Source organism: Mucilaginibacter sp. UYP27, assembly GCF_040547175.1.
Classification (GTDB): Bacteria; Bacteroidota; Bacteroidia; order Sphingobacteriales; family Sphingobacteriaceae; genus Mucilaginibacter.
The window spans coordinates 24,402-47,966 of record NZ_JBEPPE010000010.1; the positions used below are offsets into that span (position 1 = coordinate 24,402).

Annotated in this window: 20 protein-coding genes; 15 read left to right on the forward strand and 5 right to left on the reverse strand. The window is 43.8% G+C overall.

The annotated features are described in order from the left end of the window. Positions 1–61: 61 nt before the first annotated feature. From smc to ABIB39_RS20265, 5 genes are all read right to left on the reverse strand, one after another. Entirely contained in the window at positions 62–3,604 is a 3,543-nt protein-coding gene (gene smc / locus ABIB39_RS20245; protein ID WP_354431997.1) for a chromosome segregation protein SMC, read from the reverse strand. A gap of 137 nt (positions 3,605–3,741) precedes the next feature. Next, entirely contained in the window at positions 3,742–4,527 is a 786-nt protein-coding gene (locus ABIB39_RS20250; protein WP_354431998.1) for a PhzF family phenazine biosynthesis protein, read from the reverse strand. Positions 4,528–4,535: 8 nt separating this feature from the next. Beyond that, positions 4,536–5,201, reverse strand: coding sequence for an ATP-binding cassette domain-containing protein (locus ABIB39_RS20255; RefSeq protein WP_354431999.1), 666 nt, complete (start codon positions 5,199–5,201; stop codon positions 4,536–4,538). 521 nt (positions 5,202–5,722) lie between these two features. After that, the gene (locus ABIB39_RS20260; RefSeq protein WP_252756834.1) at positions 5,723–6,583 is read right to left on the reverse strand and encodes a sigma-70 family RNA polymerase sigma factor; all 861 of its coding nucleotides are present in this window, start codon (positions 6,581–6,583) and stop codon (positions 5,723–5,725) included. Between the two features lie 199 nt (positions 6,584–6,782). Next, on the reverse strand, positions 6,783–7,622 hold the full coding sequence (locus ABIB39_RS20265; RefSeq protein ID WP_354432000.1) for an MBL fold metallo-hydrolase: 840 nt from the start codon (positions 7,620–7,622) through the stop codon (positions 6,783–6,785). A 174-nt stretch (positions 7,623–7,796) separates the two neighbouring features. On the opposite strand from ABIB39_RS20265, the gene ABIB39_RS20270 reads away from it, so the two are divergent. The 15 genes from ABIB39_RS20270 to ABIB39_RS20340 all read left to right on the forward strand — a co-directional run bounded on the left by ABIB39_RS20270 (position 7,797) and on the right by ABIB39_RS20340 (position 23,554). Beyond that, positions 7,797–8,960: a zinc-dependent alcohol dehydrogenase gene (locus ABIB39_RS20270; protein ID WP_354432001.1), complete on the forward strand. Its 1,164-nt coding sequence runs from the start codon at positions 7,797–7,799 to the stop codon at positions 8,958–8,960. 4 nt (positions 8,961–8,964) lie between these two features. Continuing rightward, entirely contained in the window at positions 8,965–9,825 is an 861-nt protein-coding gene (locus ABIB39_RS20275) for an SDR family oxidoreductase (RefSeq protein ID WP_354432002.1), read from the forward strand. 28 nt (positions 9,826–9,853) lie between these two features. Continuing rightward, positions 9,854–10,645, forward strand: a complete 792-nt coding sequence (locus ABIB39_RS20280; protein ID WP_354432003.1) for an SDR family NAD(P)-dependent oxidoreductase — start codon at positions 9,854–9,856, stop codon at positions 10,643–10,645. 57 nt (positions 10,646–10,702) lie between these two features. After that, the gene (locus tag ABIB39_RS20285) at positions 10,703–10,876 is read left to right on the forward strand and encodes a hypothetical protein (RefSeq protein WP_354432004.1); all 174 of its coding nucleotides are present in this window, start codon (positions 10,703–10,705) and stop codon (positions 10,874–10,876) included. Between the two features lie 71 nt (positions 10,877–10,947). Continuing rightward, a complete protein-coding gene (locus ABIB39_RS20290) occupies positions 10,948–11,640 on the forward strand; it encodes a class I SAM-dependent methyltransferase (protein WP_354432005.1) in 693 nt (230 codons plus the stop codon). Positions 11,641–11,647: 7 nt separating this feature from the next. Further along, positions 11,648–12,769 (forward strand): beta-1,2-mannosidase, encoded by a 1,122-nt coding sequence (locus ABIB39_RS20295; protein ID WP_354432006.1) that lies wholly within the window; start codon positions 11,648–11,650, stop codon positions 12,767–12,769. A gap of 122 nt (positions 12,770–12,891) precedes the next feature. Continuing rightward, complete coding sequence (locus ABIB39_RS20300; RefSeq protein ID WP_354432007.1) at positions 12,892–13,443, forward strand: hypothetical protein; 552 nt, start codon at positions 12,892–12,894, stop codon at positions 13,441–13,443. A gap of 195 nt (positions 13,444–13,638) precedes the next feature. After that, a complete protein-coding gene (locus ABIB39_RS20305; RefSeq protein WP_354432008.1) occupies positions 13,639–14,580 on the forward strand; it encodes a hypothetical protein in 942 nt (313 codons plus the stop codon). Between the two features lie 8 nt (positions 14,581–14,588). Beyond that, the gene (locus ABIB39_RS20310) at positions 14,589–16,145 is read left to right on the forward strand and encodes a vanadium-dependent haloperoxidase (RefSeq protein ID WP_354432009.1); all 1,557 of its coding nucleotides are present in this window, start codon (positions 14,589–14,591) and stop codon (positions 16,143–16,145) included. 12 nt (positions 16,146–16,157) lie between these two features. Further along, positions 16,158–16,946, forward strand: coding sequence for a hypothetical protein (locus ABIB39_RS20315; RefSeq protein ID WP_354432010.1), 789 nt, complete (start codon positions 16,158–16,160; stop codon positions 16,944–16,946). Positions 16,947–17,048: 102 nt separating this feature from the next. Continuing rightward, a complete protein-coding gene (locus ABIB39_RS20320) occupies positions 17,049–18,149 on the forward strand; it encodes a hypothetical protein (protein ID WP_354432011.1) in 1,101 nt (366 codons plus the stop codon). Positions 18,150–18,241: 92 nt separating this feature from the next. Beyond that, positions 18,242–18,706 (forward strand): RidA family protein, encoded by a 465-nt coding sequence (locus ABIB39_RS20325; RefSeq protein WP_354432012.1) that lies wholly within the window; start codon positions 18,242–18,244, stop codon positions 18,704–18,706. A 2-nt stretch (positions 18,707–18,708) separates the two neighbouring features. After that, a complete protein-coding gene (locus ABIB39_RS20330) occupies positions 18,709–19,821 on the forward strand; it encodes a D-TA family PLP-dependent enzyme (RefSeq protein WP_354432013.1) in 1,113 nt (370 codons plus the stop codon). Positions 19,822–19,882: 61 nt separating this feature from the next. Then, positions 19,883–20,953, forward strand: coding sequence for a dipeptidase (locus ABIB39_RS20335; RefSeq protein ID WP_354432014.1), 1,071 nt, complete (start codon positions 19,883–19,885; stop codon positions 20,951–20,953). A gap of 3 nt (positions 20,954–20,956) precedes the next feature. After that, a complete protein-coding gene (locus ABIB39_RS20340; RefSeq protein ID WP_354432015.1) occupies positions 20,957–23,554 on the forward strand; it encodes an MGH1-like glycoside hydrolase domain-containing protein in 2,598 nt (865 codons plus the stop codon). Positions 23,555–23,565 lie beyond the last annotated feature (11 nt).

A 23,565-nucleotide genomic window follows, 5' to 3' on the forward strand; every position in this document is an offset into this window, starting at 1 on the left:
ATTTAAATATGAAAAGGCCCCGGTTGTAATCAGGGCCTTTTTTTTGCGCAATATTTTCGCTTTAATCTGCTAATTCCCGCAGGTCTACAGGCACCACCCTCGAGATACCCTGCTCTACCATGGTTACACCATAGATAATATCGGTACAGGCAATGGTGCGCTTGTTGTGCGATATAATAATGAACTGCGATTCTTTAGAGAACTTACGGATGATGTTATTGAACTTATCGATATTGGTATCATCCAACGGGGCATCTACCTCGTCAAAAATACAGAATGGGGCAGGCTTTAACAGGTAAAGCGAAAACAGGATAGCCGTAGCCGTCAGCGTTTTTTCCCCACCCGATAATTGATTGATGGATAGCGGGCGTTTACCTTTTGGCCTTGCAATGATATCTATTTCAGATTCCAGCGGTTGATCGGGGTTGCTCAAGATTAGGTCGCAGGAGTCTTCCTCGTTAAACAATGATCGGAACACCTTAATAAAATTCTCTCGCACCATCGTAAACGCCGACATGAACTTTTCTTTGGCGGTATCATCTATCTCCTGTATGGTTGCCAGTAAGGACGCCTTAGCCTCCGCAAGGTCTTTCTTTTGGCCCTGGATAAAGGTATGGCGTTCGCTCATTTCATTATACGCTTCAACTGCCATGGGGTTAATGGCGCCAAAATCATCCAGTTGGCGTTTCATCTTTTCCGTTTTATCGCGTATCTCGTCTTCGGCCCCAATTTCGGTGCTGTCAATTTCCATCAGGTCGTTGATATCCACATTAAACTCTACAGAAAGGCGCTCGCGCAGGGCATTTAGCTCTATCTTAAGGTTATTACGTTCATCTTTAAGTTCGTTTTCTAACGCCTCTGTCTGATCCTTACGCTGGCGAAGTTTTGATACTTCGTTCTCGCTTTCTGTTATGTTAGCGCGCCATGCGTAATACGCCTGTTCAGCCTCGGCAGTTCCTTTTTCAAGGGATTCTTTTTGGCCGTACATTTCCAGCAGGCTTTCGTCGCTATCGCCGGTTTGCTGCAGGTTTTCTAATATGGCGGCTTTGGCTTTTTCAAGTTCGATATTATTCTGGCGGATGCGAACTTCCAAATGTTCTAACTGGGTTTCGCGGTAGTCCAGATCTTTTAATAATCCCGATACCTTATTTTGCTGTTGATGGTAGCGGATATTCTCCTGGTTATAAGTGTTTGACTGCACCGTAACCATTTCGTTCAGCTCGTTAAAGGCTTGTTGTTTATCCAATATCAATTCAGCTTGTAATTGCTTTTGCTCTTTTAGTTCTAACAATTGTGGGCCGAGAGTTATGATATCATTTTTGATACCTGCAATTTTATTGGCAATATCCTGCTTGCGGTTAAGGCTGTTCTCAATAAAAGCCTGGTATTGTTCCTGTTTGGTTTTAACGGTGATTAACTCGGTATTTACCTTGTTCAGTTCGTCCTGTTGCCGGCGTATTTCGTTGGTTTTGTTGGATGACTTCAAAGCAGCTAAACGGCTTTGAAGTTCCTCGATTTTGCTCTTGAAATTTTGAATACGGCTTTCTGCTTGCTTGATCTCCTTTAGCAGGTTATCCAGGTTTTTGGCGCGGCCAATACGCTTACCTTCAAACAACCCAACCGACCCGCCCGCCATGGTATGTTTAGATTTATTAAATTTACCGCTTTTGCCTATCAATACGACTTCATCCGGTAATTTGATGGAATTGATGTCGTTCTCGGCAGCGTCGTTTACGAGGTAAACATTCTTTAGCAGGTGATTACATAGTGGCTTGTAGCGTTCCTCCACTTCTATAACCGATAGGGCAGCGAGGGCCGCATCATCAACCAATGTTTTATTAGTAGGTGTGCTGGCCTCGTAGTTATCTAAAATGAAAAACTGCGCGCGGCCTTTTGATGAATTACTTAGTAAGTTAATAGCTGCAATGGCCTCATCATAAGTGTTTACCACGTAATGGTTCATTAGCGGCTCCAGGTAGTTTTCTATTGCTACGCGGTACTCTTCCTCACAAAATAATATATCGCTGAACAGGGTGACTGTTTTAGCCCAGTTGGTGTTCTTTTTCAGGAAACGGATACTCTCGGGGAAACCTTCTAAATTATCAACCAAACTTTTGGTGAGGTTGTACTCATTTTGTTTGGCATCCAGCTTACGGCCATCGGCGGCAATACTGTCGGTTACTGTTTTAAGTTCGGTCTCGGTTTCAGCGACTTGTTCCTGTAGTTTGTTCTCTGCCTCAACAGCCTGATCGTATTCGCTTTTCAGGGTAGCAACACGGCTAGCCAACTCGGCAACCACTTTATTGAAATGTGAAAGCTCAGTTTCTTTATTGGTAGTGTCCTCCATGTTGCGCTGGCTTTCCTGCTCAAGCGCCTGTTGTTGTATGTTGAGGATGTCTATATCTTTTTCGGCTTTGTAAACCTGGTTTTGCAGGCGACCATTTATACTGTTAAGTTCGTTCAGTTCGTTACGTGCCTCGGCCTGTTGGGCACGGAGTTCATCAACCGCCTCTTTCAACTCATCAACCCGGGTAGTAATGGTTTGCAGGTTTTCGTCTTCCTGTAGTTTTTCCTCGTTTAGTCGTTTTATATTGTATTGAACGTGTTTGAATTGGTTGTTGTCGCGTTCCAGTTCTTCTTTTAAGCGGCTTTCTTTGTCCTGCTGGTTTTTTAACTGTTCGTTCTTTACACGTTTCTCGCTCTCGTACGCGCGGATCCTGGCCGTAAATTCGTTACTGGCTTTTTGCTGCGCGGCAAGGTTTTTCTCCTTGGTAAGGCTATCCAATTTGTTTTGCTGCAGGGTAGCTTCCAGTTTATCTATCTGCGTGGCGATGCCTGATTTTTGCTCGCGCTGGATCTGTTCCTTTTCCTCTATTTCCGCTAATGATTTGCTGAAATTGGCTATCCTGAAAGATGCCAGCGAGATACTCAGCGACTTGTATTGATCGCGCAGCTTATAATAACGCTCGGTTTTCTTGGCCTGGTTCTCCAGCGTTTTTAAGTTCTTCTCTATCTCGAAAAGCAGGTCTTCCACTCGTTCCAAGTCGGCCTCGGTATCTTTTAACTTACTGAAAGTTTGTTTTTTACGGAGTTTGTATTTAGAGATACCCGATGCTTCTTCGAACAAATTACGGCGTGAACCTTCTTTATTGTTGATAATCTCGTCGATCATCTTTAGCTCAATAATAGCGTAGGAATCAGACCCGATGCCTGTGTCGAGGAATAAGTCGGTAATATCCTTTAAGCGGCATTGTACATCGTTCAACCGGTACTCGCTTTCGCCGGTACGATAAAGACGGCGCGTTAGCGTAACCTGCGAAAAATCGGTGGGAAGTACGTTTTTGGTATTATCAAAAGTCAGGGAAACCTCGGCCAGGTTGGCAGCCTTGCGGCTTTTTGTTCCGTTAAAAATGATGTTGTCCATCTTTTCGGAACGCAGGGCACGGGTGCTTTGCTCGCCCAAAACCCAACGGATAGCATCCACTACGTTGCTTTTACCACAACCATTAGGGCCAACAATAGCAGTAACACCCTCATTAAAATTAATGGTGATCTTATCGCCAAAGCTTTTAAAGCCCTTGATTTCTAATTTGGTAAGTTGCATTAATTGATAGCGTCGTCTTTAAAAACAGGAGTGGAAAATAGCGAAAAAAACTCAGCCCCCCAACCCCCTGAAGGGGGAGCTTTTTGAAAAATCTTAATTTATATTTTACACCCCCTTCAGGGGGCCGGGGGCTTCTCCTAAATGTATATTTCCCCTTTCAGATAAGTCACCGCATTACCGGCCATAATTACCCTGTCGCCTTTTAATTCGCACCAAAGTTCGCCGTGCCGGGCGCTTAACTGGTAGGCGTGCAGAGTATTCTTACCCAATTTTCCGGCCCAGTACGGAATCAGGTTACAATGTGCCGAACCGGTAACCGGGTCTTCGGGCACGCCTGCGGCGGGTGCAAAAAAGCGTGATACAAAATCAACATCTTTGCCTGGTGCCGTTACTATAACACCAAGGGTATTTATTTTAGCTAATGCTGAATGATCGGGGATAATCTCCATGATATCTTCTTCGGTTTCATAGACCAGCATGTAATCGCGGCTACGCAAAACTTCCTTAGGCTTTTTGCCGCCAAGTGCTTCAACTAGCCCCTCGGGGATATCCGCGGCAAAGGGCAGGCGCGATGGGAAATCCATGGAATATTTATCGCCGTCGCGTTTTACAGCCAACGTGCCTGCTTTAATAGTATCAAAGTAAATAGTACCGTTAACGTACCCCAATTCCGTAAATAAAATATGTGCGGACGCCAAAGTAGCGTGGCCGCAAAGGTCTATCTCCAACTCGGGGGTAAACCAACGCAACAGGTATCTGTTCTCGTTCTTTACAAAAAAAGCGGTTTCGGCAAGATTGTTCTCTAGTGCTATTTTCTGCATAGTCTCATCGGGCAGCCACTCATCCAGCGGACAAACAGCAGCAGGGTTGCCACCAAACAGTTTATTGGTAAAGGCGTCGGCCTGATAAATAGGGATAGTCATGATGTTACTTATTTATTACCGCTAAGGTAGCCGTAAGTAACCAATTCATCGTTATGGGTAATGTGTTTTGTGCAACCGTTATTTAACAGGATCACCTTATCGCTTACCTCTAAAACATTGTAATATTGATGGTCGGTAATGATGATGCCCTTGCGCTTGGCACAGGCGCGGATAATGGGTTTAAATTCGTCGGCTTGAATAGGGGAAATATGGGTAAAAGGCTCGTCCAGCAAAATAAAATCGGCCTTGCTGTGAATGATCATCAGCATTTCCAGTTGCCGTAATTCACCGCCGGAGAGCTGACCGGACGTTTTGTGTGTGTGTTGTTTATAAATGTTAAGTTCTGTAAATGCATCCCAAAGATTTTCGTCAACAAGCATTTTTGCAAGCTTGCTGATTTTAATTTTATCGGGTAAATAACTGTGCTGCGGCAAGTAGGCTATCCGGTTTTTATGATACCCTTTACGAATGAACTCGCCATCAATACTAACATATTTAAAGGATGGTGCAAGTGTGCCAAAAATGATCTTTAACAGAGATGATTTACCACTGCCATTCCTGCCAAGTAAACCAATAATCTGGCCTTGTATACATTCCAGATAAATATCCTGTAATATTTTGCGTTCATCAAATGCCAGCTGAACGCTATCAACCTTTAAAATATGTAGCGGCATATGGCAAACAGAGTTGTAAGTACTATAAAAACAAAACAATCAATTGTAAAAGCATACATATATAAGCGCCTGATAGGCAACCCTGCATTTAGATAATAAAAATAGGTTTTGGCAGATGAAAAATAATGCAAGCCCATAGCCGCGAGTAAACCGATTAATTTGGAAAAAAACAGTGTAACAGGGTTCCCGACCCCGCTAAAGCTGACCAAAAATAGGCATAGAATAGTGAAAGTTATATTATAAATGAGCAGCGTACGATAATACTGCAAGGTGAGGGTAGTTAGGCGTTTCATTTAAATTGTTTACTATACGTAAATCAATCAAATAAATTGCGTTACTGCTAAGTTTTACTCTCCCCGTTCTCTTATCCTATTTTGTTAACTAAATTGTGCCTGGATTTTAGGTTTAGGTATAGCTTCGGCGGGGAATAGATGTTCGTAGCCAGATGGTTCCATAAGTTTATTACATAAAAAAGCCCCCGCTTGTTTAAACGGAGGCTGAATGATTTTAACCAAAGATTTTTATCCCAGGTAAGACTTTAGGATCTTGCTACGCGACGTGTGGCGTAAGCGTTGTAATGCTTTATCTTTTATCTGGCGTACACGTTCGCGGGTCAAATTAAATTTTTCGCCAATTTCTTCCAGCGACAATGGATGGTTGCTGCCCAAACCAAAGAATAACACGATAATCTCGCGTTCGCGCTCGGTGAGGGTAGATAATGAGCGTTTGATCTCTTCTGACAAAGATTCGTTTATCAGGATTGAATCGGTGTTTGGTTCTGAGTTTTCCAACACATCTAACAATGTATTTTCTTCACCCTGTACAAACGGGGCATCCATAGATACATGGCGGCCACTGTTGCTTAACGTATCTGATATTTTATCTACAGTAGTTTCAAGCATATCGGCAAGTTCTTCCGGCGATGGTTCGCGTTCAAATTCCTGCTCCAATTTTGAAAATGCCTTGCTTATTTTACTTAATGAACCAACCTGGTTCAACGGTAAACGTACAATACGGCTTTGCTCTGCAATGGCCTGTAATATCGATTGACGGATCCACCAAACGGCGTATGATATAAATTTGAAACCCTTGGTCTCGTCAAAGCGTTTTGCCGCTTTTATAAGGCCTAAGTTGCCCTCATTAATTAGGTCACCAAGGGTAAGCCCCTGGTTTTGGTATTGTTTGGCTACAGATACCACAAAACGTAAATTAGTTTTCGTTAATCGCTCTAAAGCAGCCTGGTCGCCTTCTCTAATTTTCTGGGCTAAGATTACTTCTTCTTCGGCAGTTATTAGATCAACTTTACCAATTTCGTGAAGGTACTTGTCGAGGGACTGCGACTCACGGTTGGTAATGGATTGAGTTATTTTGAGTTGTCTCATTTAGTTATATAACCTCGATTCTTATAATTTAGATTGAACGTGCAAAGCTATTAATTTGTTTCTAAAAATAGTATTTTTATACATGAAACCACCCGTATTTCATTAAAAAATGAGAAAGTTTTGCACACTTTTTTTGGAATAATATTTGTGGTTATAGATTAATAACCATTGGCTCGATAAGTTTCTTTATCGTCAAAAATCAAAAATCCTCCAGTTTAAACACATCCTTTACCCTAATGCCTTTTTCGGTCTGTTGCAGGGTGCAGCATTCATTTATCGGGTCGTGCTCCAGGTAAAGGATGTACTCTTTTTCTACCGCTTCGTTCCAGTACACCTTACGCTCTTCCAAAGTTTTAAGCGGGAACATATCATAAGCCATTACATAGGGCAGGGGCAGGTGACCGATAGATGGCAGCAGATCTGCCATGTATAAAACCTGTTTTCCTTTGTAATTGATCAGTGGCAGCATCATGGCATCAGTATGTCCATACGCTAATTTTATGCTGATGTCATCTGTGAAACTCACACCGGCCTTCGCATCTAAAAATTTTAGCTGGCCGCTTTCCTGGATGGGTAATATGTTTTCTTTTAGGAACGAAGCTTTCTCGCGGTCATTTGGGTTAACCGCCCAATCCCAGTGCTGTGGATTACTCCAATAGGTAGCGTTTTTAAATGCGGGTAAAAGCTTTTCGCCATTGCGAGCAACCGCGCCGCCTACATGGTCGAAATGCAGGTGGGTTAAAAACACATCTGTTATATCATCTCGGTGGAAACCCTTTGCAGCTAACGAACTATCCATAGTGGCATCACCATGCAGATAGTAGTGACTAAAGAATTTCTCGTCCTGTTTGTTGCCAATGCCGGTATCTACCAAAATCAAACGCTTGCCGTCCTCAATAAGCAAACAACGCATTGCCCAGGTACAAAGGTTTTTATCGTCGGCAGGGTTGGTTTTTTGCCAGATGGCCTTTGGCACCACGCCAAACATTGCGCCACCATCCAATTTAAAAAGGCCGGTATTTATGGTATGCAGCTTCATAGTTGTAATTTGACGTGAAGGTAAAATACTTTACAGGGTTTTCAAATTTTATGATTTTATACCCCAGTCTAATTATTGCAATAGGCCTAATTGAAAAATTAAAATATTTCTTAAAACTATAATTCTGTAACTCGTGTTGTCTTTGTAAACTAACAAACACTAAAAATCAACAATATGAAAGCAGCAGTTTTTCACAAACCAGGCGACATTAGATACGATACAGTAGAAGACCCACGGATAGAAGACCCAAGAGATGTTATCCTAAAAGTAACTTCAACAGCTATCTGCGGTTCCGATCTGCACATCCTAAGCGGCGGTGTGCCTCAAAAAGACCCTATGGTGATGGGGCACGAGTTTATGGGGATTGTAGAAGAAGTTGGCTCAGCTATCACCAATCTAAAAAAGGGCGACCGCGTGGTTGTTCCGTTCCCGATAGCTTGTGGGCATTGTTTCTTTTGTAACCACGGGGCATCGCCAAGTTGCGAAAATTCAAACTATAAACATTACGGCCCTAACGGCGATATGATGGATCAAAAGGGTGCTGCCTTATTTGGCTACACCGATCTATACGGCGGTTATAGTGGTGGGCAAGCACAATATGTACGCGTGCCTTATGCCGATATTAGTCCTCGGATAGTGCCGGATAACATGACCGATGAACAGGTGTTATTCCTGACAGATATTTTCCCAACAGGTTGGAGTGCTATCGACTGGGCGCAGCTTAAGGGTGGCGAAGTGGTTGCGATATTTGGTTCGGGCCCTGTTGGCTTAATGGCGCAAAAAGCAGCCTGGTTAAACGGCGCAAGCCGTGTTATCGCTATTGATCCGGTTAATTACCGTTTAGAGAAAGCCCGCCAGGTTAATAAAGTAGATACATTAAACCCCGATGAAGTGGATGTGGTGGAAGCTATTCGTGAAATGACCGGTGGCCGTGGTGCAGACGTTTGTGTGGATGCCGTTGGCTTTGAGCCGGAGCGCACGATATTAGACAAAGCTAAAGCCCTGGTAAACTTTGAAGTTGGCAGTATGAAGGTGTTGGATATGATTTTTAAAGCCGTTCGCCGTAGTGGTACAGTAACTATTATGGGTGTATATGGATCAACATATGACAATTTCCCTATGCACCGCATTTTTGATAAAGGTTTAACCATAAGGCAAGGTCAGGCACCGGTGTTAAATTATATCGATCACCTGATAGATCTTGTTAAAGAAGAGAAAGTGGTGTTAGATGATATCATTAGCCATAGGTTGCCGCTTAGCGAGGTGACCAAAGGTTACGAGATCTTCGACAAAAAGGAAGACGACTGTGTTAAGGTTGTTTTAAACCCTTGGGAATAATATTATGGAAAATAAAGAAGGAATAGAAGTGCCCGAAAAGCAAGACCATCAACCCGGTGTTGAGGCTGAGATGAACCCGAGACCGCAATTTATAAAGCCTGATTATAAAGCGGCCGGTAAGCTTGCCGGCAAAGTGGCTTTAATAACAGGAGGTGATAGCGGTATAGGCCGTGCTGTTGCCGTTCATTACGCCCGAGAGGGTGCCGATGTTGCTATTGTTTACCTGGAAGAAAGCGGCGATGCGGAAGAAACGCAAGGCTTAGTGCAAGCCGAAGGCCAGCAGTGTACCCTGATACAGGGCGATGTTAAAGACCGTGAATTTTGCCGTAAGGCGGTTGAGCAAACGGTTGATGAATTAGGTAAGCTGAACATTCTAGTTAACAATGCCGGCATCCAGGTGCCTCAAAAGGAGTTTAAAGATATCACCGAACAGCAACTGGAGGAAACCTTTAAAACCAACATCTTCGCGTACTTCCACTTCGCAACCGCGGCTTTGGATCATTTGCAAGAGGGCGATTGTATCATCAATACCACGTCGGTTACGGCATATCGCTCGTCGCCAAATTTGATTGATTATTCCTCAACCAAAGGGGCTATAACCACATTTACGCGTTCGCTGGCCACTAACCTGGTTAAAAAAAATATACGTGTAAATGCGGTAGCCCCTGGCCCGGTGTGGACACCGCTAATCGTATCAACCTTCGATGAAGAAAAAATAAAAGATTTTGGCAGCGAAACGGCCATGAAGCGTGCCGGGCAACCATCAGAAATTGGGCCTGCGTATGTTTTCCTGGCGTCAGACGACGCATCTTACATTACTGGGCAGGTAATCCATATCAATGGGGGCGAGGTTGTAAACGGCTAACTATAATTTAACGCTTTAAAATAAAACTATGAGTACTACAAAATATGCCCTTATTACGGGCGCAACAAGCGGAATTGGATACGAACTGGCAAAGCTATTCGCGAAAGACCATTATACCCTGATCATCGTATCGCGCGATCAACAGGCCTTGGACAAAACTGCAAGCGAATTACAAAAGAATGGGGTGGACGTTATCCCGATAGCCAAAGACCTGTTTAACCGCGATGAGGTGTTCTCGCTTTGCGACGAAGTTAAACGCACAGGCATACAGGTTGATATATTGGTTAATGATGCAGGCCAGGGCGTGTACGGTTTATTCCAGGATAACGATATCGACAGAGAATTAAAAATAGTGGACCTTAATGTAAGCGCGCTAACTATTTTAACCAAGCATTTCTTAAAGGAAATGGTAGCCCGTAACGATGGTAAAATTCTTAACCTGGCCTCTATCGCCAGCGAAACGCCGGGGCCATGGCAGGCAGTTTACCATGCTACCAAGGCTTATGTGCTTTCGCTTACGGAAGCTATCCACGAGGAAATAAAAGACACTAATATAACCATTACCGCTTTGCAGCCGGGCGTAACCGATACTGATTTTTTCAACAAAGCAGGTATGAATAGCAGCAAGGCTGTACAAGATAAAGAATCTATGGCTAACCCCGCAGATGTTGCCAAAGACGGGTACGATGCGCTAATGGCCGGTAAGGATAAAATAGTATCGGGCTTTAAAAATAAACTGCAAACTTCTATGGGCAATGTTACACCTGCAAGCACGCTTGCACATATGGTTAACGAGCAGCAAAAACCAGTTGACCAATAGTAGCGATATTTTTTTTCATGTTGAATTAGGGTGGGCTTTTTTGGCCCACCCTTTTTTATGCAAACAATAATCGTTTTAGATCCTGCTGTATCAAATGGTGATATCAGGCATCAAAATCTCCTTAAATGCCTTATGACAAAAGATGACCTGATGAGCGATGTGCGCCTTAGGGCTAATGAAGACAATTTTGAAAACATCAAAGATATATATCGGGAAATACAGGAGAGCTAAGTGTTGTTAAGAAAAAAGATTGATGTTTTACCGTACAATGCTTTTCTTTGGATGATTAACCACGTAACCCTTTGGAAGATATTTTCGGACAGGCCTTATTTGACCATTATAAGCAGAACGGCAAGCATAAGTTATGGATCAATAATACTTACGGCCCTAAAGAGGAAATGCCGCTGGATGTTTATTTCCGTGACGCAGAGGAGATGCCCGACCTGGAACTCATCGCCATTACTAATTGCAACGGCAAGGTTTTAGATATTGGCGCAGGGGCTGGTAGTCACGCTTTGATTTTACAGGGAAAAGGCTTTAATGTTACGGCGATGGATATATCCGGCCTTGCAGTTACGATAATGCAGCAACGCGGGGTCGGCCATGCTTTTGAGGCTGATATATTTACTTATAGCCGCGAAAAATACGACACATTACTATTGATGATGAATGGCATAGGGCTGTGCGGTAGTATCCAACAATTACGCCTATTTTTACAGCATACCAAAACGCTCCTGAAAACGGGCGGCCAATTATTATTCGATTCTTCTGATATCGCTTATTTGTATGAAGATAAATTGCCTGATGGTGAAAGCTATTACGGCGAACTATCATATCAATACGAGTACAAAGGCCAAAAAACCGATTGGTTTAAATGGCTTTACATTGACAGCGAAAAACTAATGGCCGTCGCCGCCGAAGAAGGCTGGGCCACCGAAGTTTTATATGAAGATGATATGGATCAATACCTGGTAAGGCTAACGCTGGTTAATTAATAGAAGTATGAAAAACGCTTACAAATTCATCAAGGTCTTAGTTCTGCTGATATTAACGGCAGGAGCCGCATCAGCACAAAATGAAAAATTGCCTGCGTGGGCTTTGGGGCCTTTTGTTAGGCCTGCTGGGGTAAACCCGCTGATTAGTCCGGATACCTCTTCCCGTTTTTATGACCCGATGCGCAAAAGGCAGATGGACTGGGAATCAAATGACACATTTAACCCTGCTGCTACTATTAAAAACGGTAAGATCTATATCCTGTACCGCGCCGAAGATAAATCGGGCACCGGCATTGGCGGCCGCACATCGCGCTTGGGATTGGCTGAAAGCAGTAATGGTACCGCTGTAAAACGTTCACCTGCACCAGTGTTATATCCGGACAACGACAGCCAGAAAGAATTTGAATGGACAGGTGGTTGTGAAGACCCTCGCGTAGCGATGACCGCTAACGGAACCTATGTTGTTTTCTACACCCAATGGAACCATGATATGCCCCGCCTTGGCGTAGCTACTTCAAAAGATTTAAGGAAATGGGATAAACACGGGCCAATATTCCGCAAAGCGTATAATGGCAAGTTCTTTAACATTGCCAGTAAATCGGCATCTATCATCACCAAACTGGTAAATGGTAAGCAAGTTATTGCCAAAATAAATGGTAAATATTGGATGTATTGGGGCGAGCTGGGGGTGTTTGCGGCCACATCAACAGACCTGGTCAATTGGTCGCCATTAATAAATAAAGACGGCAGCCTAAAAGCATTGTTATCGCCCCGGAAAAATTACTTTGACAGCGACCTAACCGAATGTGGCCCGCCTGCCGTCATGACACCTAAAGGTATTATTCTGCTTTACAATGGCAAAAACAATAAAGACCATGGCGATAAAAATTACACCGCCAATTCTTATTGTGGCGGGCAGGTAATGTTTTCATCAACAGATCCTACAATAGCTATAAGCCGGTTAGATAAACCCTTTTTTGTACCGCAGGAGGCGTTTGAAAAAAGCGGTCAGTATCCCGCGGGGACAGTTTTTATGGAAGGACTGGTATATTTTCAAAAGAAGTGGTTTCTATACTATGGCTGCGCCGATTCCAGGGTAGGTGTAGCTATTTATAAACCAGGTAATTAAGCAGACTTGCAAATAGTTTGATATGTTTGTTTTAATTAATTTGTAATTTTTTTGTGATAATTGAATATTTACATATATTTACCAAGTAATCCTAATTAGTGCAGCTGCACACCTAACAAAACGTGAAAAGGTTTTTTGCTTTATTCTTACTAAGCATACATCTGTTTAATACAGGTGGTTACACCTTTGTCTTCCAATATTTCATCCATCAGTCCGAGCTATCTATCGTTAAAAATATTTACGAAAATAAGGTGGATGCTACACAGCTTGTACAAATTAAAATACCTGTAAACAATAAAGGCATAACGGATTGGCCTGATTACGAACGTGTATTAGGCCAGGTCCAGTTAAAAAATGGTTTTTATAATTACGTGGGTGTTAAAATGACTCGGGACACTATGTTCCTGGTGTGTGTAGCCAACAGCGTAAAAACAAAGTTGTTTAATGCCAATATCATTATGGCAAAAAACGTGAGTGATGCGCCGCTAAGTAAAAAAGGCGAGGCACCTGCAAAAAAAGCCTCTTCATCAATGTCAGATTATAATTATCCGGTTGTTACCTACAACTTCTTTAGTTTTGACGATACTGTAGAACAATTAGCAGACTCTATATCTTCCAGTTTAACAAATCCGTATATCGAATCGCCCGGCAAACCGCCAAACTACATCGGCTGATTAATATATTCCAAAAGATTTATTGTTTCTTAACTCAGGCACAAGTTAACGCGCTGCATTTGTATTAATGTGTTGTGTATTGCTATAACCTTATTTAAGACTAAAAAAAAATGAGCATCATCTATTGATTTGTGAGATTTTCAATAGCTGGTGCTTAAAAAAAAACTTGTTAAGCTGATCACTTCAAAACGTATTATGAAACAATTTTTACCTTATATAAAAAGGTATTGTTTGGCCATTGTAGTTTGTATTGCTTCCACCCAATCTGTAAGCGCCCAAACGGAAAATGATGCTTTAATGATACCTAAGAACTTCTTTTGCGCCGCCGGTGTGTACACCTACAATAGCTGGGATAAATATTGGGAAGGCACATTTAAACGCGAAAACCTAAATTTAGGAACCATTAGCAGTAACGTTTATGCTGTTGGCGGTAACTACGGGCTAAGTAACAGGGTTAACTTGTTGTTTATGATCCCATATATCAAATCAAACGCATCTGCAGGTACCTTTAGAGGCCAAAGCGGCATACAGGATATTAACCTTGCTGTAAAATGGATGGCAGTAAAGCAGGAGGTGGGAAGTGGGCTGCTAAGCTTACATGCTATTGTAACCGGTAGCCTCCCGCTAGGTAACTACCAGGCAGATTATTTGCCATTAGCAATTGGCAGCCGCAGTAAAAGTATTGGTTTACGCGCTTTGATTAACTACCAAACAGGCAGGTTCTTCGTAGCCGGTTCCGGCCAGTATTTGCGAAAAGATAATATCACCATTGATAAAGATTCGTACTATACTACCGAGATGCATTACACCAACCAGGTTGCCATCCCGAATGCCACAAACTTTTTATTCAGCACCGGTTACCGAAGCCTAAAGTTTAATGCCGAAGCTACTTTAACCAAACTGAACACCATTGGTGGTTTCGATATCACCAAAAACAACATGCCTTTCCCAAGTAATAATATGGATGCTACTTTGGCTGGCGCAATTTTTAAATACAGCTTCCAAAGCGTTGCAGGTTTAGAACTTACCGGTGGTGGCAACTACGTATTAAAGGGCCGCAATGTTGGCCAAAACAGATCGTTTTTTGCCGGTGTGTATTATGTGTTTTCTGTTAAAAAGGATAAATCTGATAAATAAGAATAGTGATGAAAAAGAATATATATAACCTATTGCCTGTATTGATGGTTGCCCTTGCGGTTTTCAACTCATCATGCAAAAAAGATATCCAGGAAAAGGACCGCAGCGTGGATTATCCCGCTTTGGCCCCAACTAATCTGGACCTTAATGCCGATACCTGGACGCCGATATTAACGGCCGCGTTTACCTTTACGATTGCTACGCCGGATGCGATCACTACCCCAAATTACCTGGCCGACCTTAACGAGATAAAAAGCTATCAGCGTAACCTAACCAGCGAACAACGAGATATAATTAAGTACTGGAGCGCGGGCTCGGTATTGCGTTGGAACGAGATACTGCGCGAACTTGTTGCCAAGCACAACCTGCCGCCATATCAAAATGATGACGGTAGTTACCCGTTCCCAAGTGCGGCTAACCCATTGGCTTATCCGTTATTCCCATTCTCTAACCCGCCTTATGCTGCACGTGCCTATGCTTATGTAAGCGCAGCACAATACGATGCGTTGGTACAGGCGTGGAAGTTTAAAAAACAGTTCAATCGTGCGGCACCTTACACAAACGATATAAATGTGCAGGCATTGGTGCCTAAATCAGCATTGCCATCATACCCAAGCGAGGATGCAGTAGTTGCAGGTGTTACCGGTAAAATGATGGAATTACTTTTTCCCGGTGATTTGGATTACATTCAAAAGAAAGTTGCCGAAGAAAAACTATACCGTATTATGGCAGGTGCCAATACCCGCTCTGATATGGACGCCGGAGAAAGCTTAGGCAAACAGGTTGCGGCTGTATTTTTAGCGCGCGCCCGTACAGATAAGGCTGGTGCTGCTATTGGTACCCCTGCAGATTGGGATGCTTTGGCTACCAATACTACAGCAGCCGGTAATACGCCATGGATCAGTTTAGAATTGCCTAAACGCCCGCCAATGTTACCATTATTTACAAAGGTTATACCGTTTCTTTTCCCAACAACTACAGTTGTTGCTTTGCGCCCTGTGCCTCCATTTAAACCGGGCACTCCCGAGTTTCAGAAGGAGAGCGACGAGGTATTATCAATGAGCCAAAACCACAGCCGCGAGCATGAGCGTATTGTCGCGTTTTGGGCGGATGGTGTAGGTACAGTAACCCCTGCCGGCCACTGGAACACAATTGCTGCAGATGAGTTTGTAAAACACAACTACAGCGAAGTACGCTGGGCACGTAACCTCGCATTATTAAATATGGCCGAAATGGATGCCGCCATAGTTTGCTGGGATGCTAAGTATTTTTACTTTAACCCGCGCCCAACACAAATGGTATTAAACATCAAAACGCTTACAGGGGTCCCTAATTTCCCTTCTTATACATCAGGTCACTCAAACTTTAGCGGCGCTGCTGCAACAGTTTTGGCCTATTTGGTTCCCGAAAAAGCAAGTGCTTTTATGGATATGGCGCATGAAGCGGCAATGTCGAGGTTATACGGTGCTATCCACTACCGAAGCGATTGCGAGGTTGGTTTGCAAACAGGTATAAAAGTTGGTGAATACGCTGTTGCACGTGGCAAGGCAGATGGGTCGAACTAACAGATGAAGAGCATGTTTAGGACAGAACAAAAGATACATTACGTTTTGCGGATAGCTGTGGCCATGTGCTTTATTGGGCATGGTGTTTTTGGCATTATCACAAAACAAATTTGGTGTAACTACTTTGCCGTTTTTGGTATTAATACCGATGCTGCCTATGCTTTAATGCCATGGGTAGGAGCGGTTGATATACTGATGGGCGTTACAATGCTGTTTTACCCCATGCGTGCCATTGCCTTATGGCTGGTATTTTGGGGAGCCACCACAGCGTTTTTACGCCCGGCATCCGGCGAGCCGTTTGCAGAATTTATTGAGCGCGCGGGCAACTTTGGTGCCCCGCTCGCTTTGTTGATCCTGTCTGGTGGTATCAAAAACTTTCGAGGTTTATTTACGCGGATAGATGCTGATGCTTTGGTAGATGATAAAACAATCAATAATGTATTTAAATGTTTAAAAATAGTAGGCTTTTTGTTACTGATGGGACACGGTTGGTTAAACATCATACAAAAGAAAGGCCTGCTTGGCCAGTATGCATCCCTTGGGCTTACAAGCCCTGCAAAGGTGGCGCAGTTTATTGGCGTTTTTGAAATAGCAGCCGCGTTAATTGTATTGATAAAACCTGTCCGTGCGGTGCTTTTAGTATTCATCATCTGGAAGATCTCAAGCGAATTATTATATCCTCACTATGAACTATTTGAGTGGATCGAACGTGGCGGAAGCTACGGCACGCTGATAGCTTTATGGTTTGCAATTAACTACGTTTCCTCAAATCTCACAATAACATCTCTACAAAAAAACTAATTATTTAAAAGGATTTTCAACCTATTTTAAATCTTTCACAGCTCATAACCCACCCTAAACAGGGTAGGCTATCCATTAAATTTATTACACAAAACACACAACATGAAATTTACATATAAATTCTTCATCGGGATTGCCATATACTTACTTTTTAATAACACAACTGTAAACGCGCAGGGTTGCGTGGCTATCCGCAGTACCGGTGGCTTATGCGCTATGGACGAACACCCGGACAGTACTACATCAGGCGGGGCATGGCTTTTTAATGCTAACAGCAGGTATTACCGCTCATACAAACACTTTGTAGGGAAACAAGAGCAAAAACAACGTATAGCTTTAGGTACTAATGTTATCAACCACTCCTTCGCGCAAGATTTCACACTTACGCGTATCTTTAATAACCGCTGGTCGTTTTCTATTGATGTACCTGTGCTTAACAACACCCGCTCATCACTATATGAGCACGGCGGTAAGGAAAGGCATGAAACCAAATCTTTTGGTATCGGCGATGTAAGCATTAAGGCTTATGCATGGTTGTTAAACCCCGCTAAAGCGCATAAAGGGAATATACAAGCAGGGATAGGTTTAAAATTACCTACAGGAAGCTATACGTACCAGGATTACTTCCAGAATACCGGCCCGGGCGGCGCAAAATTATTAGGCCCTGTTGATCAATCCATCCAGTTGGGTGATGGCGGTACAGGTATTATCACCGAATTGAACGGATATTACAACTTCTCTCACAATTTTGGCCTGTACGGTACATTCTATTACATGATGAATCCGCGGGAGCAAGACGGGGTGTCGTCTGCCCGTGGTGGTGTGGCATCTGCTAAAGCTATTGCTAATGGCAGTGATATTATGAGCGTGCCGGATCAGTTTATGATAAGGGTTGGCGCCAATTATGGTGTAGGTAAATTCAATTTCTCGGCCGGCGTGCGCGAAGAGTGCCTGCCTGCAAAGGACCTTATAGGCGGCAGCAATGGTTTCCGCAGGCCAGGTTATATTATATCAGCCGAGCCGGGGGTCACCTACAGGTTAAAAAGGTTCTCTGTTTATACTTATGTGCCTATTGCCATGGTGCGCGACCGTATACAAAGCACGCCTGACAAGATCAGTACCCAGTTAACAGGCATTTATACACAAGGCGACGCTGCATTTGCAGACTATGCCGTAAACGTGGGTGTTTCTTTTAAACTTTAATAATAATGGTTATATAAAATTAGGCCGGGGTGGTTCCCGGCCTTTTTTTGTTTATAACCGTGCTTTTTATTTTAAAATAATAGATTTACAAAATGAACTCAGCTGAACAAAACTTTAAAGATTTAGGCTTAAACCTGCCGCCTGCACCAAAGCCGCTTGGCGTTTACAAACCATGTTTAATTGATGGCAAATACCTGTACCTATCGGGCCACGGAACGGTCAAGGACGATGGCAGTTTGATCATTGGCCGCATTGGCGATACCATAAGCCAGGAAGATGGCAAGCTTGCTGCAAGGCAGGTAGGTTTAGCAATGCTGGCAACCATTAAAGCAAATTTAGGTAGCCTGGATAGGGTAAAGCGCGTTATAAAAGTATTGGGGATGGTAAACTGCACGCCCGATTTTGAGAAACACCCTTATATCATAAACGGGGCAAGCGAATTGTTTGCGACAGTTTGGGGTGAAGAGAATGGCATTGGTGTACGCAGCGCGGTTGGCATGGGCTCGTTGCCCGATAATATCCCTGTAGAGATAGAAGCCTTGTTTGAGCTGGTATAAGCATGGTAGCAGCAGATTGGTACACCATCAACAACGTTGATACACTTGATACGCCTGCATTAGTTGTCTATCCCGATAGGGTAAAATACAACATAGCGTTGGTGAAAGCCATGATAGATGATGTGGCACGCCTGAGGCCGCATGTAAAAACGCATAAAAGCAGGGTGGTGTCTGAGCTGATGATCCAGGCCGGTATAACCAAATACAAATGTGCCACCATTGCCGAGGCCGAAATGCTGGGCATGGCCGCTGCGCCAGATGTATTGCTGGCATATCAGCCCAACGGCCCCAAGCTTAAACGCTTTGTTCAGCTTATTAAAACATATCCGCAAACGGTATTTTCCTGTTTGGTAGATAACGAGAAAACTGCAAAAGAAATATCCGCGGAAGCTTTAAATAACGATATCGCTATCCCTGTTTACATCGACCTAAACGTCGGCATGAACCGTACGGGCATTATCCCTATTTATGCTTTGGCCTTATACAGGGTACTATCTCACTTACCCGCTATTAAGATACTGGGGTTGCATGCCTATGATGGCCATATCCACGATGCCGATTATAGCATTCGCGAAAGCAAGTCTGAAGAAAGTATGCTCCCGGTTTTAAAACTCGTTGATGATATTGTAGTTAAAGGATATCCAAGGCCCATCGTAATTGCTGGTGGTTCGCCTACGTTCCCTATTCTTTCTAAAAAAACAGGATTGGAGTGTAGCCCAGGCACGTTTGTTTACTGGGATAGGGGGTATCAACAGGCATTCCCCGAGCAGCCATTTCAAACGGCGGCCTTGATAATTGCACGCATAGTTTCGTTGCCACAGGATGGAAAGATCTGTATTGATGTAGGTCATAAATCGGTTTCGGCGGAGAATGAATTATCGAAACGGATCTACTTTTTAAACGCCCCCGAGCTTGTATTTACAGGTCAGTCAGAAGAACACCTGGTTGCCGAAGCGGGTGAAAGTCACCAATATAAAGTCGGTAATATTTTATACGGCTTGCCCTATCATATATGCCCAACAGTTGCTTTATATGAACGTGCCATAACTATTGAAAATAAGTTAATTACAGGAGAATGGCTAAATATTGCAAGAGATAGGAAGATAACGATATAGCATCGGTAAATTTTTAAACAGATCGGTGTAATCAAAAAATCAGTGTAATCCCAATAACAATATGTTTATCATAGACGCTCATTTAGACCTCAGCATGAACGCGCTGGAATGGAACCGCGACCTAACCCGCCCGGTTGCGGAAATTAACCAACGCGAAGAAGGTATGACTGATAAACCCGACCGCGCAAAGGCAGTGGTATCCTTGCCCGAACTGCGTAAAGGCAACATAGGTTTGGTGGTTGCTACACAGATTGGCCGCTATGTTGCCCCGGATAATAACCTGCCCGGCTGGCACTCGCCTGAGCAGGCTTGGGCACAAACGCAGGGCCAACTTGCATGGTACAAGGCTATGGAACTTGCCGGGCAAATGACCCAAGTTAACAACTTAGAAACTTTAGATAAGCATCTCACTTTTTGGTGCGATGGGAAGGATAATATTGACAAGCCTATAGGATATATACTAAGCCTTGAAGGTGCAGATTCAATTATAGATGTGGGCTTTTTAGAGAGCGCATATCAAAATGGCCTTCGTGCTATTGGCCCGGCCCATTACGGGCCCGGCAGATACGCAAACGGTACGGACGCAACAGGCAAAATGGGCGCGAATGGTTTAGAGTTGCTTAAAGAGATGGAGCGCCTGAACATTATATTAGATGCCACACACTTATGCGACGATGCTTTTTGGCAAGCGCTGGATAATTTTAACGGGCACGTTTGGGCAAGTCATAACAATTGCCGTGCGCTTGTAAATCACAACCGCCAATATAGCGATGAGATGATAAAAGCCCTTGTTGACCGTGGCGCGGTGGTAGGTGCCGCGCTCGATGCCTGGATGATGGTGCATGATTGGGTTAGGGGACAGTCAACCCCGCGTCAAATGAATTGCAACCTTGAGGTAATGGTAGATCATATTGACCATATTTGCCAGATAGCAGGTAACGCGCTGCATGTGGGTATGGGTACAGATCTGGATGGGGCTTTTGGCAAAGAGCAGTGCCCTTACGACGTGGAAACTATTGCCGATATGCAAAAAGTGCCCGCATTGTTACAAAAACGCGGTTATACTGATACCGACATCGAAAACATGATGCATGGTAATTGGTTACATTTCTTACGGAACGCTTGGAAATAAAAAATGGGTGCAGAACAGGATAGGTTAAAAGATACTGGATGGAAAAAGTGGGGACCTTACGTGAGCGATCGCCAGTGGGGCACTGTCCGCGAGGATTATAGTGCCGATGGTAACGCCTGGAATTATATTACCCATGATATTGCCCGCAGTAAAGCGTACCGCTGGGGCGAAGAAGGCATAGCCGGTATTTGCGACCACGAGCAATTGCTGTGTTTCTCCATTGCATTGTGGAACAAGAAAGATACCATCCTGAAAGAACGCTTTTTTGGTTTGAGTAATGCCGAGGGAAACCATGGCGAGGATGTAAAGGAATTATATTACTATTTGGATAATACGCCCTCGCATTTGTACATGAAAATGCTGTACAAATACCCGCAACAGCAATTTCCATATGTGCACCTTGTAGACGAAAGTAAAAAACGCGACCGTACACAGTCTGAGTACGAGTTAATGGATACAGGCATTTTTGATAATGACGAGTACTTTGACGTATTTGTGGAATATGCCAAGGAAGGAACAGACGATATACTCATTAAACTGACCATCCATAATAGGAGCAAAGAAGCCGCGAGTTTAAATATGCTGCCTACGGTATGGTTTCGTAATACATGGGATTGGGGGTATGACGATTACAAGCCGCAGCTATCTGTCGAAGGCGGTGCAATTAAAATAGACCATAAAGATTTAAGTCCGCTGAGGTTATTTGCAGAGGGCAAGCCTGTCGCGCTTTTTTGTGAAAATCAAACCAATACTAAACGCTTCAATAATATTGATGATGGCAGATCTTTTTACAAAGATGGCATTAACGACCATATTGTAAACGGTAGCAAAACCATCAATCCTGCCAACACGGGCACCAAAGCGGCTTTTAATTACGATATAACCATCCCGGCAGGAGAAAGCACCACCATAAGGTTAAGATTGTGTGAGGGCGCTGATAACGCTTTTGCCGATTTTGATAACATTTTTGCCGCGCGATTGCAGGACGCAGATGAGTTTTACAAAGCATTGCGCCCGCATGATGAAAGCGCAGATAAGGCAAATATCCAACGCCAGGCCTATGCCGGCATGCTTTGGAATAAACAGTTTTACTATTACAACATCCATCAATGGCTAAATGGCGACCCTGCAGAACCTGGCCCGCCGGTACAACGCCAGCATCAGCGCAACAGCAAATGGCAGCATTTTAACAGCCAGGATATCATTTCCATGCCCGATAAATGGGAGTACCCGTGGTTTGCCGCCTGGGACCTTGCATTCCATTGCATACCACTTGCTGCGGTGGATATAGCTTTCGCCAAAAGGCAGCTAAGCCTGCTGGTTAAAGATTGGTACATGCACCCTAACGGGCAGCTACCTGCCTACGAGTGGGATTTTAGCGATGCCAACCCGCCCGTGCACGCTATGGCAACCTGGAAAATTTACCAATTAGATAAAAATGCCAATAACGGCGAGGGCGATACCTACTTTTTAGAACGCATTTTTCATAAGCTGATGCTCAACTTTACCTGGTGGGTAAACCGCAAGGACGAGGCCGGTAACAACGTTTTTGAGGGTGGCTTTCTGGGGATGGATAACATCGGCGTGTTTGACCGTAACACCCGCTTTGCAGACGGTGCGCACCTTGAACAAGCGGACGGTACCAGCTGGATGGCCATGTACTCGTTAAACCTGCTGCGCATAGCTTCCGAACTTGCCGAAACAAACAAAGCTTATGCCGATATCGCTTCTAAGTTTTTTGAGCATTTTATTTATATATCGGCTGCTATGTCCAGCCTGGGCGAGGGTGGCACAAGCGGTTTATGGGATGAGGCAGACGACTTTTTTTACGACCAGCTGCGCATGCCCGATGGTACTGCCGAAAAAATGCGAATTCGCAGTATAGTGGGTTTAGTACCATTATTTGCTACTGAGGTATTGGATGAACAAACCATTGCCAGTAACCCCATCTTTCGAGATAGGATGGATTGGTTTGCTGCAAACAGGCCGGATCTCGCCGGTTTGGTTTCCCGTTGGGATGAGAAAAGCGCCACAGGTAAACACCTTGTGAGCCTGTTACGCGGCCATCGTATGAAAGGCATCTTGAAATATATGCTTGATGAGAATGAGTTTTTAAGCGATTATGGCATCCGCTCACTATCAAAATATCACCTCAACAATCCGTTTAGCGCCAAAATCAACGGCACACAGTTCAGCATCAAATATGTACCTGCCGAAAGCGACAGCGATATGTTTGGAGGTAACAGCAACTGGCGTGGCCCGGTATGGATCCCCATTAATTACCTCATCATTGAAAGTCTAAACGATTTTTATCAATATTACGGCGATGAGCTTACTGTTGAATGCCCAACACGTTCGGGCAATATGATGAACCTTAAGGAGGTTGCGAATGAGATCTACCGCCGCATCTCTAAATTGTTCCTGCCGGATGAGAACGGCCACCGCCCAAGTAACGGTACCGATGAAAAGACACAAACAGATCCTTATTTTAAAGATCACATCCTGTACTACGAATATTTTGACGGCGATACCGGCCGTGGCTTAGGCGCCGCGCACCAAACCGGCTGGACGGGATTGATAGCAAATTGCCTTTATCATTAAGTCTAATGCGT